The 15,790-nt window shown below is 67.1% G+C and carries 12 protein-coding genes; 5 read left to right on the top strand and 7 right to left on the bottom strand.

Annotation, left to right across the window (positions count from 1 at the left end):
- The first annotated feature begins 47 nt into the window (after positions 1 to 47).
- Entirely contained in the window at positions 48 to 1,418 is a 1,371-nt protein-coding gene (gene clcA / locus ACQY78_RS12725) for a H(+)/Cl(-) exchange transporter ClcA (RefSeq protein ID WP_428686050.1), read from the top strand.
- On the opposite strand, the gene ACQY78_RS12720 is transcribed toward clcA, so the two are convergent.
- Genes ACQY78_RS12720 through ACQY78_RS12695 form a run of 6 tightly spaced genes read right to left on the bottom strand, consistent with a single transcriptional unit; the run spans position 1,415 to position 7,701 of the window.
- The gene (locus ACQY78_RS12720) at positions 1,415 to 2,506 is read right to left on the bottom strand and encodes a phospholipase (RefSeq protein ID WP_428686049.1); all 1,092 of its coding nucleotides are present in this window, start codon (positions 2,504 to 2,506) and stop codon (positions 1,415 to 1,417) included. The genes clcA and ACQY78_RS12720 overlap by 4 nt on opposite strands.
- Positions 2,506 to 4,146 carry a GMC family oxidoreductase gene (locus tag ACQY78_RS12715; RefSeq protein WP_428686048.1) on the bottom strand — a complete coding sequence of 547 codons (1,641 nt, stop codon included), beginning with the start codon at positions 4,144 to 4,146 and terminating at the stop codon, positions 2,506 to 2,508. The genes ACQY78_RS12720 and ACQY78_RS12715 overlap by 1 nt, the downstream gene beginning before the upstream one ends.
- Positions 4,147 to 4,161: 15 nt before the next feature.
- Positions 4,162 to 5,001 carry a 3-methyl-2-oxobutanoate hydroxymethyltransferase gene (panB, locus tag ACQY78_RS12710; RefSeq protein ID WP_428686047.1) on the bottom strand — a complete coding sequence of 280 codons (840 nt, stop codon included), beginning with the start codon at positions 4,999 to 5,001 and terminating at the stop codon, positions 4,162 to 4,164.
- A 25-nt stretch (positions 5,002 to 5,026) separates the two neighbouring features.
- On the bottom strand, positions 5,027 to 6,523 hold the full coding sequence (locus ACQY78_RS12705) for a sensor histidine kinase (protein ID WP_428686046.1): 1,497 nt from the start codon (positions 6,521 to 6,523) through the stop codon (positions 5,027 to 5,029).
- 7 nt (positions 6,524 to 6,530) lie between these two features.
- The gene (locus ACQY78_RS12700; RefSeq protein WP_428686045.1) at positions 6,531 to 7,328 is read right to left on the bottom strand and encodes a response regulator transcription factor; all 798 of its coding nucleotides are present in this window, start codon (positions 7,326 to 7,328) and stop codon (positions 6,531 to 6,533) included.
- Entirely contained in the window at positions 7,258 to 7,701 is a 444-nt protein-coding gene (locus ACQY78_RS12695) for a hypothetical protein (protein ID WP_428686044.1), read from the bottom strand. The genes ACQY78_RS12700 and ACQY78_RS12695 overlap by 71 nt, the downstream gene beginning before the upstream one ends.
- A gap of 259 nt (positions 7,702 to 7,960) precedes the next feature.
- Between ACQY78_RS12695 and pepN the strand changes: the two genes are divergently transcribed.
- On the top strand, positions 7,961 to 10,612 hold the full coding sequence (gene pepN, locus ACQY78_RS12690) for an aminopeptidase N (RefSeq protein WP_428686043.1): 2,652 nt from the start codon (positions 7,961 to 7,963) through the stop codon (positions 10,610 to 10,612).
- Positions 10,613 to 10,669: 57 nt separating this feature from the next.
- The gene (locus ACQY78_RS12685; RefSeq protein ID WP_428686042.1) at positions 10,670 to 11,074 is read left to right on the top strand and encodes a hypothetical protein; all 405 of its coding nucleotides are present in this window, start codon (positions 10,670 to 10,672) and stop codon (positions 11,072 to 11,074) included.
- Here the strand turns inward: ACQY78_RS12685 and ACQY78_RS12680 are convergent.
- Entirely contained in the window at positions 11,071 to 12,648 is a 1,578-nt protein-coding gene (locus ACQY78_RS12680) for a GMC family oxidoreductase (RefSeq protein ID WP_428686365.1), read from the bottom strand. The genes ACQY78_RS12685 and ACQY78_RS12680 overlap by 4 nt on opposite strands.
- A gap of 85 nt (positions 12,649 to 12,733) precedes the next feature.
- On the opposite strand from ACQY78_RS12680, the gene ACQY78_RS12675 reads away from it, so the two are divergent.
- Both ACQY78_RS12675 and ACQY78_RS12670 read left to right on the top strand, forming a co-directional pair.
- Positions 12,734 to 13,972: a Zn-dependent hydrolase gene (locus ACQY78_RS12675; RefSeq protein WP_428686041.1), complete on the top strand. Its 1,239-nt coding sequence runs from the start codon at positions 12,734 to 12,736 to the stop codon at positions 13,970 to 13,972.
- Between the two features lie 210 nt (positions 13,973 to 14,182).
- Entirely contained in the window at positions 14,183 to 15,790 is a 1,608-nt protein-coding gene (locus ACQY78_RS12670; RefSeq protein WP_428686040.1) for an ABC transporter substrate-binding protein, read from the top strand.

The following is a 15,790-nucleotide window of genomic DNA, read 5'->3' as shown; positions in this document are numbered from 1 at the left end:
CGCCTCCCTCGCCGGGCATTATTGCGCCGCAGCAAGGGAGGGCAGGCGTGAGTTCAGGGGATCGGCCAGCGGAGCAATCGATCCCCGATGCTTTGCTTTATTTGCTCGCGGCCCTTTGCGGCGGCGCCACGGGCGTCGTGGGCGCCGCCTTTCATCTCGCCGTCAATGCACTGGTCCCGTGGCCGTCCTGGCTGGTGGCGCAGATGGGTCATGGGCCTCTCACGATGGCGGCGGCGGCGGCCATCGCGGCGACCGGCCTGGTCGCCGCCTTCTTCCTCACACGCCTCGTGGCCCCGGAAGCGGCCGGCAGCGGCGTGCAGGAAATCGAAGGTGCCATGGAAGGGTTGCGCCATGTGCGCTGGCGGCGCGTGCTGCCGGTGAAGTTCGTGGGCGGTGTGATGGCGCTGTCGTCCGGCCTTGTGGCGGGACGCGAAGGGCCGACCATTCACATGGGCGCGTCGATCGCGCAGGCCATCGCCGAGCGGCTGAAGCTCAGCGAGGCCGAACTGCGCGGGCTGCTGGCCGCCGGCGCCGCCGCCGGCCTGGCGGCCGCCTTCAATGCGCCGCTGGCGGCGATCCTTTTCGTGATCGAGGAGACGCGCAAGCAGTTCCGCTACACCTTCCGCTCCTACACCGCCGTCATCATCGCCTCGGCGGCCAGCGCGATCGGTATGGAGATCGTCGGCGGCACGGCACCGCAGCTCAAGCTCGACAATGCCGAGATGCCGCTGTCGATGCTGCCGGCGTTCCTCGTGCTGGGCGTGGTGCTGGGGGCCCTTGGCCTCGTCTTCAACCGCACGCTGCTTTTCCTGCTCGACTGGGTGTCGACGACCTTCCGGCGGGTGCCATTCCTGCCGGCGCTGCTGGTCGGCGCGGCCGTCGGCGTGCTGGCCCTCGTTCTCCCGCAGGCGGTGGGCGGCGGCGAATTGCTGATCCCCGGCATCGTCACGGGAAACCTGCCGATCGCGACCCTGCTGCTGCTCTGCCTGATGCGCTTCGCGGGCACCATGCTGAGCTACCCGGTCGGTGTTCCCGGCGGCATCTTCTCGCCCATGCTGACCCTTGCCACCACGGTGGGCCTGATCGGAGCGTTGCTGCTGGAGGCTGTTGTACCCCTGCCGCCGCTGGGCGGCGCCGCCTTCGCCATCGCCGCGATGGGCGGACTGTTCTCAGCCTCCATCCGAGCGCCTTTGGTCGGTGTCGTGCTGGCCGCCGAACTGACCGGGGGCTATGCACTCATCCTGCCGCTGATCGTGACCTGTGTGACCGCCAACGGCATCGCGCAGGCGCTGGGCAGCCGCCCGATCTACGAACTCCTGCTGGAGCGCACATTGCGGCTGTCCGGCCAGGTGCCGCCGCCGCCCGTCGAGACCGGCGTGCCGACACCGGTCGGCACGGACGACCGGCGCGGCACCTAAAGCGCGCGCGGCAGGAACCAGTCCAGGAGCCGCGCATTCTCGTCGCGCGGATAGGTGTGAGAGAGGTCGGCGATCTCGCGATAGGTGACGTCGGCGCCGGCCTGCCTCAGGGCCCGCTCTGCGCCCTGCGCCATCTCCGGCGGAAACATCCAGTCCTGCGTTCCATGCACGATGTGGACGGGCAGGCCGCGGACGCGATCGGGATCGGCGGCGATCATCAGCATCGGATGGAAGCTCGCGGCGACCGGCGCGAGGTGGGTGAAGCGACACTCGGTGCCGAGGCCGATGACATAGGTGAAGGTGCCGCCGTCGCTCATGCCGGTGAGGAGCTGGTGCGAGGCATCGACGTTCCAGTCATTGGCGACGCCGGCCGCCATGCGGTCGATGAGCGGCCCATCGATCTCCGGTTCCATCAGCGACCATGTGCTGCCCGAAGCCGTGGGCGCCAGCACGATGAAGCCGCGCGTCCGCGCCTCGCGCACCCAGCTCCAGAGGAACGCGCCGCCATTGCCGCTGCCGCCATGCAGGGCCACGACCAGCGGCCAGCTCCTGGCTGGGTCGTAGTATTCCGGCACGTACAGCGAGAAGGCGCCGCGTGTGCCGGACGGACCGCCGACATGCATGAAGCCCACGCCTTCCCGCGTCGGGTCGGCGGCGGCGATGCGCGCCTGCAGATCCGCGTCGCTGCGCGCCGGCTGTTCGAGGAAGAAGTTGCCGATGGGTCGAAGGAACGGCGACAGCGGATAGAGTGCCTCGCAGGCCCGGGGGTAACCGCGCAGGCTGCGATAGGCGGCCACGATCGGTTGCGGCGCTTCGGGCGCGGCCCGCAGACCCTGGATTGCCTCGGCGGCAAACGCGGCGGCGCGTTCGAGGTGATCCCGCACCGGCGCCAGTCGCCCCGGCCAGTCCAGGGCGCGCGAGGCGGCGAGGGCGGGCGCCAGATCGTCGTTGCGGCCGGCGAGGGTCTCGACGATCTGCGGCAGGGTCTGCGGCGAGAGGTGTCGGCTGGCGAACTCGATGGCGTGCAGTGCCCGCAGGGTCGCGGGTACCAGCGCCGTGAGGGCCTCGGTGGCAGCCTCGTCGGCCATCAGTCCTTCAGCATCACGGCGTCGAGTGCGGGCTTGCCGCGGATCATGTCGGCCGCCTTCTCGGCGATCATCAGCACCGAGGCGTTGAGGTTCGCCGACGGCATGGTCGGCATGATCGAGGCATCGACCACGCGAAGCCCTTCGAGCCCGCGCACGCGCAGCTGGTCGTCGACGACGGCGGTCGGGTCGGTGTCGGGTGCCATGCGGCAGGACCCCATCAGATGGAACGTCGTGGTGCCGCGCTCCTTGGCGGCCTGCATCAGGTCGGCATCGGATTGCTTCTCGGCGCCGGGAAATTCCTCGCGGTCATAGTATTTGCTGAGCGCCTTGGAGCCCAGCAGCCGCCGCGCCAGCTTCATGCCGGCCAGCAGCACACGGCGGTCGCTCTCTGCGCCGAGATAGTTCGGCTGGATGATCGGATGCTCGAACGGATCGGACGAGCGCGCGCGGACATAGCCGATCGAATCGGGCCGCTGCTGCCACGAGGCGATGGTCATGCCGGGGAAATCGTCGAGCGTCGACTGCACGCCTTCCTTGTAGCTTGCGGGGGTGAAGGTGAGCTGCAGGTCGTAATTCTCGATGCTCTCGTCGGACTTCCAGAAGACGTAGATGAGCGTCGGATTGAGCGTCAGCAGCCCCTTGCGCGTCGTGACGTATTTCAGGACTTCGCCTGCGAGGCGCAGTCCCTTGGAGCGCTCGTTGATGCTCATGGCGTTCTTCACGCGCGCGACGAAGCGCGGCGCGTAATGATCGCGCAGATTCTCGCCGACCCCCGCCAGCTCGTGCTTCACCTCGATGCCGAGCGACTTCAGCAACGGTCCGGGGCCGATGCCCGAGAGCTGCAGGAGCTGCGGCGAGTTTACCGTGCCGCCGCTCAGGATCACTTCCCGGGTGGCGCGGATCTCCATGGCCGTGCCGTTGCGCCCGCCCTTGCGGTAGCGCACGCCGACAGCGCGCTTGCCCTCGAGGACGATCGACGTCGCCTGCGCGTGGGTGCGCACGGTGAGGTTGGGCCGCGACATAGCCGGATGCAGGTAGCCGCGGGCGGCACTGACCCGGCGGCCGTTCCTGATGATGCGCTGGACGTAGCTGACGCCCGCCTGCTTCGTGCCGTTGTAGTCCGGGTTGCGCGGAATGCCCTGTTCCACGGCGCCTTCGATGAAGGCTTCGCACAAGGGGTCGCGCCATTCGAGGTCGGTGATCGGCAGGTTGCCGTCGCTGCCGCGGAACGTGGCATCGGCATCGCTCGCCATGCGGTGCTCGCTGCGGCGGAAGTAGGGGAGCACGTCGGAATAGCCCCAGCCTCGGTTGCCGCGCTGGGCCCAGCCGTCGAAATCGAGGCGCTGGCCGCGATTGTAGATGTGGCCGTTGATCGAACTCGAGCCGCCCAGTGTCTTGCCGCGCGGCGCGGCGATGGCACGGCCACCGGTCCATTCGCTGGGCTCGGACTTGTAGAGCCAGTTCACCTTGGGATCGACCAGCGTGTACATGAAGCCGGCCGGGATATGGATGAAGGGATGCCAGTCGCGCGGCCCGGCTTCGAGCACGCAGACCGTGACGTTGGGGTCCTCGCTCAACCGGTTGGCCAGCACGCTGCCGGCCGAACCGGCCCCCACGATCACGTAGTCGAAACTCTCCATCCGGTTGCTTCCTCCCTAGGAACGGGATTGACCACCGGATTTGGGCAGGAAGCAATGCTCCATCGCGGGAAAACGTCGAGCCCGCACATCGGCCCCGTAGGCGGCGGCCGCCTCGGCGATCTTTCCGCCGAGATCGGCATAGCGCTTCACGAACCGCGGGGTGAAATCGCTGAACAGGCCGAACACGTCCTCCGACACCAGGATCTGGCCGTCGCAGGCCGGCGAGGCGCCGATGCCGATGGTCGGAATCGGCAGCGACCTGGTGATGGCGGCCGCCACCGGCTCCAGCGTGCCTTCCAGCACGATCGCGAAGGCGCCGGCCTCGGCCATCGCCTCGGCGTCGCGGGTCACCTGCCGCGCCTCTTCGTCGGAACGGCCGGTCGCCTTGAAGCCGCCGGCCACGTTCACGGCCTGCGGCATCAGCCCGACATGGGCGCAAACCGGGATGCCGCGCTGCGCGAGGTATCGCACGGTCTCGGCCATGACCTCGCCACCCTCGAGCTTCACGCCGCTCGCGCCGGTCTCCGACATGATGCGCGCGGCACTATGGAAGGCCTGTTGGGGACTGGCCTGGTAGCTGCCGAAGGGCAGGTCGACGATCACGCAGGCGTGGCTCGAGCCGCGCATCACGGCCGAGCCGTGGGCGATCATCATGTCCAGCGTCACGGGCAGCGTGCTGTCGAAGCCGTAGAGCACCATGCCCAGCGAATCGCCGACCAGCAGAAGGTCGACATGCGGATCGAGCCAGCGCGCCATCTGCGTGGTGTAGGCGGTGAGACAGACGATCGGCTCGCCGCCCTTGCGGGCGCGGATCTGCGGCGTGCTCACTCTCTTGGCTGCGGTGACGGCGCTCATGATCTCCTGACCTTTCGAAAGCCGGCTAGTGGACGACGAACCGGGGCAGCACCATCCTGACCGACAGACCTCCGGCGGGGCGGTTGGCGGCCTTCACCTGGCCTCCCAATGCCTCGACGTTGCGGCGCACGATCCAGAGGCCGAGACCTGAATGCTCGACGCTGCGATCGCTGCCTATGCCATCGTCGGGACGCGAAGAGAAGTAGCGTTCGAACACACGTTCGATCTTCTCGTCGTCGATGCCGGGCCCTTCGTCCTCGACACTCAGTTCGACCGTGTCGGCGGACGCGTGCAGCGAAACGGTCACCGTCGTACCGCCGGGCGAAAAGCTGATGGCATTCTCCAAGACGGCCTGCAGAGCGGCTTCGATCATGCCGGCCGCGGTGCGAACGGCGATCCCGCGATCTAGCCTCAGGACGAGGCCGATTTCTCGCGCTGCGACGATCTCCTGGAAATGTCGCGCCGCCTCCTCGACCAGGGGCGCGAGTTCGGTCGGCACGCGCGGTGCGTCGATCATGTCGGCCGTTCCCATGTCGTGGCGCTGCGCGGCGTTCATCAGGCCGAGCAGCCGCGCGAGCGAGGAATCGACGATCTCGAGCGCCCGCCGGGCGCGTTGATCCTCCTCCGGCACGGCCCGGTGCACCGGACGCAGCGCCGATTGCACGGCGGCGAGCGGCGTCTTGAAGGAGTGCGCATTGTCTTCCGCGGACTGCCTGATCTCGCGCGACACCCGGCGCAGTTCATGGACCAGCCGGTCGAAATCGCGCGCCACGCCCGCGAGTTCGGGCACGGTGTTGCGCTCGACGAAGGTCGCATCGGCGGCGCGGCCCAGCGCGATCTCGTCAGCGACGTTGCGGAAGCGGCGCAGGCTGAGACGCATACCCAGTGCCACCAGGACGGCGAGCAGCGCGCCGCCGAGATAGATCGCGGCGGCGATCCGGACCTCGCGTGTCTCCCAGTAGGGGCGGCCGATCGAGGTGTTGAGGAAGTCCGACGCGACGTGGGTCGTCGTCAGGATCCAGCAATTGCCGCGGGCGCGGATCGGGATGATGGACGTCAGCAGCTCGACCGTGCCATCGGCACGGCTGTAGCGCATTTCGTCGGAGGCGTTCCACGTGCAGGCTTCGGACAGGCGCTGCAGGAGGCCGCGCTGGCTCAGCTCCTCGAGTTCCGCGCTCACGGCCTCGGGCGCGAGCGGTGGCGCCGAGCCCACGAGAAAGAAGCGGCTCGCCGAACGCGCCGCCGGCGGCTGGTACATCAGCTTCAGAACGGTCCCGCTGCTCGCGTACTTCTCGAGTTCGCGGTTCATGTTCATGGGGGCAGCCGGATCGGTGTCGCGCAGCACCGGCGCAAGGGCCTCGGAGATCAGCGCGCTGCGATCCTGGATGGCGCGCGTCACCAGGTTCCGCATCTGGCTGTCGGCGCTCTCGAACTGGCCGTAGAGCACGATGGGCAGCGCCACGAACAGCCCGATCAGCACCACCAGCTTCAGCGTCAGCGAAGCGGCGAGGTGGCGCAGCACGGGAAGATTAGTCCTTGCCCCAGCGGTAGCCGAACGACTGGTAGTTCTGGATCTCGCCGAACTCGGGATCGATCGCCCGGAACTTGTTGCGGATGCGCTTGATGCAGGAGCGGACATTGGTCCGGTAGCCATTCTCGCCGCTGCCCGCGATGAAGCCGACATAGTGCATGCAGTCGTAGACAGCGCGATAGCTCACATAGCTGCCGATGTTGGCTGCGAGCGTATGCACGATCTTGAACTCGGTCACCGTCAGGTTGAGATCGGTCTCGTCCCAGAAAGCGCGACTGACCGAGGGCTTCAACAGCAGGCGACCGCAATGGAAGTTGCCTTCACCGTCCGCCGACATCGGATTGTCGGCGCGGTCCGCGATCAGGCGCAGGCGGCGGGCCAGGATCGGCACGCCGCGCGACTTATCGACGAAGTCGATGGCGCCACGGTCGAGGGCGAGCTGTTCGTAGTTGGGTTCGCTGTGTCCCGTCAGGAACACCACCGGCAGGTTGATGCCGGCGCGCTGCAGCTTGGGCATCAGGTCGATGCCTGAGACGCGCGGCAGGCTCCAGTCGAGCACGACGATCTCGATGTCGCCGGCCGTCTCCAGGAATTCGACCAGGCCGGTGCCGTCGCGAAAGGCCGCGACATCGAAGCCGTAGTCGCCGAGCTCGCCGCTCGCGGCCTCGCGGAAATCGTCATCGTCCTCCACGAACGCGATGCGGACTCGCCGGCCGGTCTCTATCTCAGCGTCCGGCCGGTAGCCGGGATTGGAGTTGGGCCAGGCAGAACCGTCGTCCTTCGTCTGTGTCGTCATCGCTCTTCACCTTGTACGATAGGGTTCCGTACTGTTTGGTTTCGACATCGGGATAGAGCTGGATGTCGAGAGTGCATCTGCCGTTGCGATAGCGCCACTGCTTGCCAGGAGGACGATCCTCCTCGCTGGTCGGCGGCCCGAACAGGGCGCGCAGCTCGGACTCGCGATAGCCGGTGAGCACGGGCGGCGGCGCGTCGACGGCGGGACCGGGGGCGACCTCAATGGCAGCTTCAGGTGCGACGACGGCCGTCGGCTTCGCGGGCCGTGCCGCGGCCACCGGCTGCGGTGCGGGCGTGGCCTTGCGCACCGGCGCGGCGGGAGCCGGCGGTTTCGGCGCGGTGAGGCTTGCGAAGTCGTCGCGTGCTGCGCGCATCACATCGCAGCCGGAAAGGAGCAGCAGTCCCAATCCGACGCTGAGGGTCCGTGTTGACCAATGTCCAATCGTCATCCGCATCCAAGAAAGCCTGCTGACAGGCCTAAAGAGGCCATGTGGCGGGTTTGCGGCACGATGCCGTGCCACGACAGCGCGATTCCCATGGGAACAGCGCTTTCGATCCCTCAGGATTGCGGCGAGTCGTCACGCGAGGCAAGCACGATTTCGGGTAGGGGCGGCGCCGTCGTATGGAGAAACCATGGACATCAGCAAGGACATGACGACCACCCCCGATACGATTCGCCGCGCCGACTACACGCCGCCGCCGTTCCTGATCGATACCGTCGATCTCGATGTCGAGCTCGGGCAGGAGACAACCACGGTCGTCGCGCGACTGGCCGTACGCCGTAATCCCGCGGCGGCGACCAAGCCCGCCGACCTGGTCCTCGACGGCAAGAAGATGCAGCTCGTGTCGGTCCGGCTCGGCGGCAAGCCCGCTGTTCACGACGTCACGCCGGAGACGCTGACCGTCCAAGGTGTGCCCGACGCCTTCGCGCTCGAGATCACGACGCGTCTGCGCCCGCAGGACAATACCGAACTGACCGGCCTCTACAAATCGCGCGATCTCTTCTGCACCCAGTGCGAGGCCGAGGGCTTCCGCCGCATCACCTACTTCCTCGATCGTCCCGACGTGATGGCGCGCTACACCACGCGCATCGTGGCCGACCGGACCCTGGTGCCGGTGCTGCTGTCCAACGGCAACCTGGTCGACAGCGGTGCGCTCGACGGTGGCCGGCACTTCGCCAAGTGGGAAGATCCGTTTCCCAAGCCGTCCTATCTCTTCGCGCTGGTCGCGGGGCGCCTCGACTGTCTCGAGGACCGTTTCAGGACGCGCTCGGGTCGTGAGGTCACGCTGCGCATCTACGTTCGCCCCGGCGATGTCGGGCGCTGCGACCATGCGATGGAGTCGCTGAAGAAGTCGATGAAGTGGGACGAGGATGTCTACGGCCTCGAATACGATCTCGACACGTTCATGATCGTCGCCATCGACGACTTCAACATGGGCGCGATGGAGAACAAGGGGCTGAACGTCTTCAACTCGAAGCTCGTTCTCGCCAATCCGGAGACGGCGACGGATCTCGACTATCACTCGATCGAAGCCGTGATCGCCCACGAGTACTTCCACAACTGGACCGGCAATCGCGTCACCTGCCGCGACTGGTTCCAGCTCTCGCTCAAGGAAGGGCTGACCGTCTTCCGTGACCAGCAGTTCTCGGCCGACATGGGCTCGGCCGCCGATGCGCGCATCGACGATGTCCGCCGCCTGCGCGCCGGCCAGTTCCCCGAGGATGCCGGGCCGATGGCCCATCCGGTCCGGCCGGACTCGTATATCGAGATCAACAACTTCTACACCGCGACGGTCTATCAGAAGGGCGCCGAGGTGGTGCGGATGATGCACACGCTGCTGGGACCGGAGCGCTACCGCAAGGGCATGGACCTCTATTTCCAGCGCCATGACGGGCAGGCCGTGACCTGCGACGATTTCGCGAACGCGATGGAAGACGCGTCGGGCGTAGACCTCACGCAGTTCCGCCTGTGGTACGCCCAGGCCGGCACGCCGGACCTCAAGGTCGACGGCAGCTACGACGCCGCGGGCAAGCGCTACACGCTGACCGTCGGCCAAAGCCTGCGGCCCACGCCGGCCCAGCCCGAAAAACAGCCGATGCACATTCCGCTTTCGGTCGGCCTGCTCGACGGTGCGGGCCGCGACCTGCCGCTGCGGCTTTCGGGCGAAGCCAATGCCGGTGGCACGACGCGCGTGCTCGACGTGCGCACGCAGCGCGACGTGTTCGTGTTCGAGGACGTGCCGGAGAAGCCGGTCGCGTCGCTTCTGCGCGGCTTCTCAGCGCCGGTGAAGCTCGAGGCGCCGCGCTCCGACGACGAGCTGACCTTCCTGATGGCGCATGACAGCGATCCCTTCGCACGCTGGGAAGCCGGCCAGCAGCTCGGTGCGCGGCTGATCCTCGAACTGGTCGCGGCGCGCAAGGCCGGCCAGCCGCTGGTCGTGCCGGACCATTACGTCGATGCCATCCGCCGCACGCTCGACGACCAGCGGCTCGATCGCTCCTTCATCGCCGACGCGGTGGCCCTGCCGGGCCTCGCTTTTCTCGGCGAACTCATGCCGGAGATCGACATCGACGGTCTGTGGGCCGCGCAGCAGCGGATTCGTTCGGTCCTGTCCGACCGGCTCGCCGATCGCTGGAGTTCCGCCTACGACGCGAACCACGCCGCCGGGCCCTATCGCTTCACGCCCGACGAGGTCGGACGCCGGCGTCTGCGGAGCACCGCGCTCCAGTATCTCTCGACCGACAAAGGCGAGGCGGCGCGCCGGCGGGCGGTCGCCTATTTTGAGAGCGCGACCAACATGACCGAGCAGGTCGCGGGCCTCACCGTGCTCGCGGAGCTGGGCGGCGCTGAGGGCGAGGCGGCGCTCGCATCCTTCTACGAGCGCTGGAAGGACGAAGCGCTGGTGCTCGACAAGTGGTTCGGGATCCAGGCGCGGACGCCGACCGAGGGAACGCTGGAGCGCGTGAAGCGCCTGGTCGACCATCCGTCCTACGACCGCAGGAATCCCAATCGGGTCTATTCGCTGATCGGCGCCTTCGCGTCGGGCAATCCGGTGCAGTTCCACGAGGCCACGGGCGGCGGCTATCGCTTCCTCGCTGACCAGGTGCTGGCGACCGACAAGCTCAATCCGCAGATCGCGGCCCGCCTGCTCGGCCCGCTCGGCTCGTGGCGGCGCTACGACAAGGGCCGGCAAGCCCTGATGAAGCACGAGCTCCAGCGCATCGTCGCCGAACCTGGCCTGTCGCGCGACGTCTTCGAGATCGCCTCCAAGGGGCTAGCCTGATGCCGGGCCGGCCGGTTGAAAGGTTGCCATCGAAGTGCAAGAATTAGAGACATGGCAATGAACAAGAAACTCATCGTTTCGGGCGTGGCTGCGGCGGTCCTCGCGATCCTGGCCTACGTCTATGCGCAGACCTCGCTGTTCGGCGATTCGGCCGTGGGGCGCGCCGAGGCACAGTTCGCCGCGGCGCCTCGGCCGTCCGTGGCCGCGGGTGATTCAACCTGCGCCTCTCAGCATCAGGAAAGGCCGGGCGTGGCGGCGTGGGATCTGGTGGCCGACGGCTACGAGATCAAGGCGGCCGTGCCCGGCGGCATCTGGCTGCAGAAGCGGAAGGACGTCTTCTACTGCAATTCCGGCATCGTGCGGGACGACGAGACGATGTGCTGGAAGATCCGGGCGCCGCTCAAGGGCCAGAACTGCACCGACGCCATCAACAAGGCCCGCGCCAAGGACCTCCGCGGCTAGGAGGCATTCGGGGGGCGAGAGCGCTTCAGCTCGTCCGCCATCTTCTCGGCGATCATGACGGTCGTGAAATGCGTGTTGGCGCGCACCACGGTCGGCATGATCGACGCATCGATCACCCGCAGCCCCGAACAGCCGATCACGCGGCATTCCGGATCGACCACTGAGAGTGGATCGTCTGCCGCGCCCATGCGGCAGGTGCCGCTGGCGTGCTGCGCGTCGGAGCATTCGGCGAACATCCAATCGTCCATTGCCTCGGCGTCGAACGGGTCTTCGATCGAACGTCCCGTCATGCCGTACTCGACCCGCGTCGAGATCGCCTTGAAGGCGGGCTGCAGGCAGAGGTCGCGCATCCGCTGCACGCCGTCGCGCATGCGCAAGAGATCGCTTTCGTCGGACAGCATGCGCTCGTCGACCTGCGGGTCGATGCCGGCGTTGCGCGTGGTGATGCGGACCGTGCCTTCGCTGAAGGCCTCGAAGGCGGAGACGGCGAGGCGTGCGCGCGCCGTGCCGCCATCTTCCTCCGGCCTGAGATTGCCGGCGATCATGATCATGTCGGCCACCCCGGCGCCGCCGAGCCGCGAGGAGTAGCGCAGGCAGCAGTTGGTGTGGCGATGCATCAAGGTGCTCACGCGCGCATCGTCGCGCAGCTCGAGCATGAGGCCGAGGATCGGATGATCGAGCAGGTGCTTGCCGACCGGCCGGTCGGCCACGACCTCGATCCCCAGCGCGTCGAGCCAGTCGCGCGGGCCGATGCCGGACCGTTGCAGGATCGCCGGTGAATGGATCGCGCCGGCCGACAGGATGACCTCGCGCCGGGCCCGGACGTGCCGTGCCTCGCCACCGACCTGCACGCGCACGCCGCTGACATGCGGCCGGTTGCCCTCGAACTGCAGCATGTCGACGATGGCTTCGCCGACGATCGTGAGGTTGGGACGGCCGCGCGCCGGCTCGAGATAGCCGTCATTGGTCGAAATGCGCAGTCCCTCGCGGCTGTTGATCGCGTAGGGCCCGACGCCGCTGCCGGTCGGTGCATTGTGGTCGTCGCACCAGGGATAGCCGAGGCCCAGCGCGGCTTCCCGGAGAGCACGGTCGACCGTGCCCCACTGATCGATTGGTGCGCGATAGACCGGAAGCGGGCCCTGGTTGCCATGATAGGGCGCGTCGCCGAAATCCATATCGGTTTCGAGCTTGCGGAAATAGGGCAGGCAGGCCTCCCAGCCCCAGCCCGTGGCCCCCATGGACGCCCAGTCCTCGAAATCCTCCGGGATGCCGCGGATGGCGATCTGGCCGTTGATGGTCGAGCTGCCGCCGATCGCCCGGCCGCGCCACAGCAGCTTGGGTTCCTGGCGCTCGGTGCGCCGCGCCAGCAGCTTCGGGTAGCGGTAATTGTCGTCGCCGATGGCGCGCAGCGGATTGGGAATGCGCAGATGGTGCGGCGTCTCGGCGGTCCGGAAATCGCGGCCGGCTTCGAGAAGCAGCACCCGCAGCGCCGGATCCTCGCTCAGCCGGGCGGCGAGGGTCGCGCCGGCCGAGCCGCCGCCGATGATGATGTAATCGTAATCGTCGTCCATGATGTCTTCGTCACTTTCGCTGGCTGGCACGCTTCTTGGTTAGAATGCCACCACCGGTTCGGAAAGCCGCACGCAAAAGGAGCGCCGCATGGTCGCAAACGTCCTGGAGGTCAATCCCGAGCGCCTGTGGGAGAGTCTCGAGCGGTCGGCGGAGATCGGACGCTTCCGCGACGTCGGCCTGCGCCGCCTCGCGCTGTCGGCCGAGGACAAGCAGATGCGCGACCTGTTCGTCGACTGGGCGAAGTCGGCGGGCTGCAGCGTCGAGATCGATCGTCTCGGCAATATCTTCGCGCGGCGGCCGGGCACCGACCCGTCGTTGCCGCCGGTCGCGATCGGCAGCCATCTCGATACGCAGATCTGCGGCGGTCGCTATGACGGCATCCTGGGCGTGCTGTGCGGCCTCGAAGTCGTGCGGACCTTGAACGATCGCGGCCTGCAGACCAAACGCGGCATCGAGGTCATCTGCTGGACCAACGAGGAGGGCGCGCGCTTCAACCCTCCGATGATGGGCTCCATGGCCTTCGCCAAGGTGATAACCCTCGAGAGCGTGCTGGCCACGACCGACGATGCCGGCATCACGGTCGAGCAGGCGCTCGACGAGATCGGCTATGCCGGCCCCGCGCCGGTGGGTCGCGAATTCGATTCCTATCTCGAGCTGCACATCGAGCAGGCGCCCGTGCTGGACCGCGAGGGCTGCGACGTCGGCATCGTGGTCGGCGGCTACAAGACCCAGGCGCTTCGTCTCACGATCAACGGCGATACCGGGCATGCCGGCGGCACGCCGATGGCGCAGCGGCGCAATGCGCTGGTCGGCGCCGGCTACGTCATCGCCGCGGTCAACGACATCGGCCTCGCCTACGCTGCCGACGAGGGCCGCACCACGACGACCCGCATCGAGAGTTTCCCGAACCTGGCCGGCACCTATGCCGAACAGGTCAAGCTCACCATCGACTTTCGCCACATCGATGCCGACCGCTTCAAGGCGATGCGCGCCGAGGTCGATGCCGCGATCGCCGCCGCGGCGAAGAAGGCCAATGTCGAAATCGAGGTCGCCGAGGGCTGGAGCTGGGGCAGCGAGCTGTTCGCGCCGGAATGCATCGAGCTGCTGAAGTCGACGGCGAAGGAGCTTGGCCTTCCCTATCGCGAGATGAGGAGCCAGGCCGGCCACGACGCCTATGCGGTCGCCACCCTGGCGCCGACCGCGATGATCTTCACGCCCTGCTTCGAGGGCATCAGCCACAACGTCAACGAGGCGATCGAACTCACGCGCTCGGTTCCCGGCGCCAACCTCCTTCTGAACGCCGCCGTCACTCGGGCCAATCGCTAGAGTCTTCCAAGCAGGAAAGAACCGCCACACCGACCGTGGCATCGGTGGCATGGCTTTTGCGTCCCTCTCGCAAAGACTGTTCGCGTTTCACGGCCCGTAACCACGGGTGAGCATTGGGGGTGCAGTCATCGTCGAAGCCGCGCGTGGCGTGGCCGATCGATGACGTGAAGGCGGCGGACGGCGTCCTTTCATCCGGCGAATGGTGGCGACATGAAGCGGCGAATTCTTCTGCAAGGTGCGGCGGGTGCAGCGTTTATGGCGGGCGGGGCGTGGCCGGCATCGGCACAGACCCGCGCCGAGACGCTGAGATACGTGACCGGCGCGACCATCAACACGCTCGACACGACGATGCCCGGCGCCACGCGCGAGGCATTCGGCCTCAGCATGAACGTCTACGACCGTCTGTTCAGCTTCGGCCGCAAGAAGGTGGGCGAGAACTGGGCATTCGATCCCGACACGATCCGCGGCGAACTGGCCAAATCCTACAGCATCAGCCCAGACAGCAAGCTCATTACCATCACCCTGCGCCCGGATGCGACCTGGCACGACGGCACGCCGGTGACAGCCGAGGACGTCAAGTGGTCGCTCGACAGGCACGTTACGGCGAAGTCGCTGGCGGCGCCGCAGTTCACCACCGGCTCACTGACCAGCGCCGACCAGTTCAAGATCGTCGATCCACAGACCGTGACGGTGACGCTGGACAAGCCCGACCGGCTGGCGCTGGCCAATCTCTGCGTCTGCTACGCCATCATGATCAACAGCAAGCTGGCGAAGAAGAACGCCACGGCCGACGATCCGTGGGCGATGGAGTGGATGAAGACGAACACCGCGGCCAGCGGCGCCTACATCATCGAGAGCCACAAGCCCGGTGAGAGCACCGTGCTCCGCCGCAACGAGAAGTGGGTCGGCGGTGCCGGTGGCGCATTGCCCTCCTTCAAGCGCATCATCATCCAGACCGTGCCTGAACCGGCGACGCGCGCCAACCTGATCGAGCGCGGCGACGCCGATCTCGCCATCGACCTGGCGGCCAGCGATCTGCCGACCATCGAGAAGTCCGCCAAGTCCAAGGTCGTATCGATCCCGCAGACCAACGGCTTCACGCACATCTCGATGAACACGCAGATGGCGCCGTTCGACAATCTCAAGGTACGTCAGGCCGTTGCCATGGCGCTGCCCTACGAGGACATGTTCAAGGCGGCGATCTTCGGCCGCGGCACCAAGCTCTACGGCGGCACCTGGGCCACCGTGCCGCCCGATGCGAGCTTCCCGCAGGCGATTCCCAACAAGACCGATCTCGCGAAGGCCAAGGCCCTGCTGGCCGAGGCGGGCCATCCCAACGGCTTCTCCACCACCTTCGCCTTTACCGCGGGCCAGACGGCGACGGCGGAGCCGATGGCGGCGCTGGTCAAGGAGTCGCTGGGCAAGATCGGCATCCAGGTCGAGATCCAGAAGAAGCCCGACGCCGAGTTCAACACGCTCGAGTCGGAGAAGAAGATGCCGCTCTTCACCGACGGCGCGACGGCCTGGCTGCCCTACACCTACTACTTCTTCTATCTCTACTTCACGCGCGACCAGCGTTGGAACTTCGCGAGCTGGAAGAGCAAGAAGATGGAAGATCTGACGCTCGACGCCCGCTACCAGACCGACAAGTCCAAGTACGAAGAGGGCTGCAAGCAGATGATCGAGCTGTTCAACGCCGAGACGCCGTTGATCATGCTGTGGCAGCCCAACCACGACGCCGTGATGGCCAAGTCGGTCGACGGTTACACCTACCAGTTCTACCGCCAGGCCGACTTCCGCGACCTCAAACGGGTCTAG

Source organism: Reyranella sp., assembly GCF_965279625.1.
Taxonomy (GTDB): Bacteria; Pseudomonadota; Alphaproteobacteria; order Reyranellales; family Reyranellaceae; genus Reyranella.
The sequence above is the reverse complement of the archived record's forward strand: the minus strand, read 5'-3'. Positions and strand labels throughout refer to the sequence as shown.

Coding starts and splice junctions, on each gene's coding strand:
- ACQY78_RS12700 (WP_428686045.1), bottom strand. CDS start 7,328: ATGACGACACAGACGAAGGACGACGGTTCTGCCTGGCCCAACTCCAAT.
- pepN (WP_428686043.1), top strand. CDS start 7,961: ATGGACATCAGCAAGGACATGACGACCACCCCCGATACGATTCGCCGC.
- ACQY78_RS12685 (WP_428686042.1), top strand. CDS start 10,670: ATGAACAAGAAACTCATCGTTTCGGGCGTGGCTGCGGCGGTCCTCGCG.
- panB (WP_428686047.1), bottom strand. CDS start 5,001: ATGAGCGCCGTCACCGCAGCCAAGAGAGTGAGCACGCCGCAGATCCGC.
- ACQY78_RS12720 (WP_428686049.1), bottom strand. CDS start 2,506: ATGGCCGACGAGGCTGCCACCGAGGCCCTCACGGCGCTGGTACCCGCG.
- ACQY78_RS12675 (WP_428686041.1), top strand. CDS start 12,734: ATGGTCGCAAACGTCCTGGAGGTCAATCCCGAGCGCCTGTGGGAGAGT.
- ACQY78_RS12695 (WP_428686044.1), bottom strand. CDS start 7,701: ATGCGCGCAGCACGCGACGACTTCGCAAGCCTCACCGCGCCGAAACCG.
- ACQY78_RS12670 (WP_428686040.1), top strand. CDS start 14,183: ATGAAGCGGCGAATTCTTCTGCAAGGTGCGGCGGGTGCAGCGTTTATG.
- ACQY78_RS12715 (WP_428686048.1), bottom strand. CDS start 4,146: ATGGAGAGTTTCGACTACGTGATCGTGGGGGCCGGTTCGGCCGGCAGC.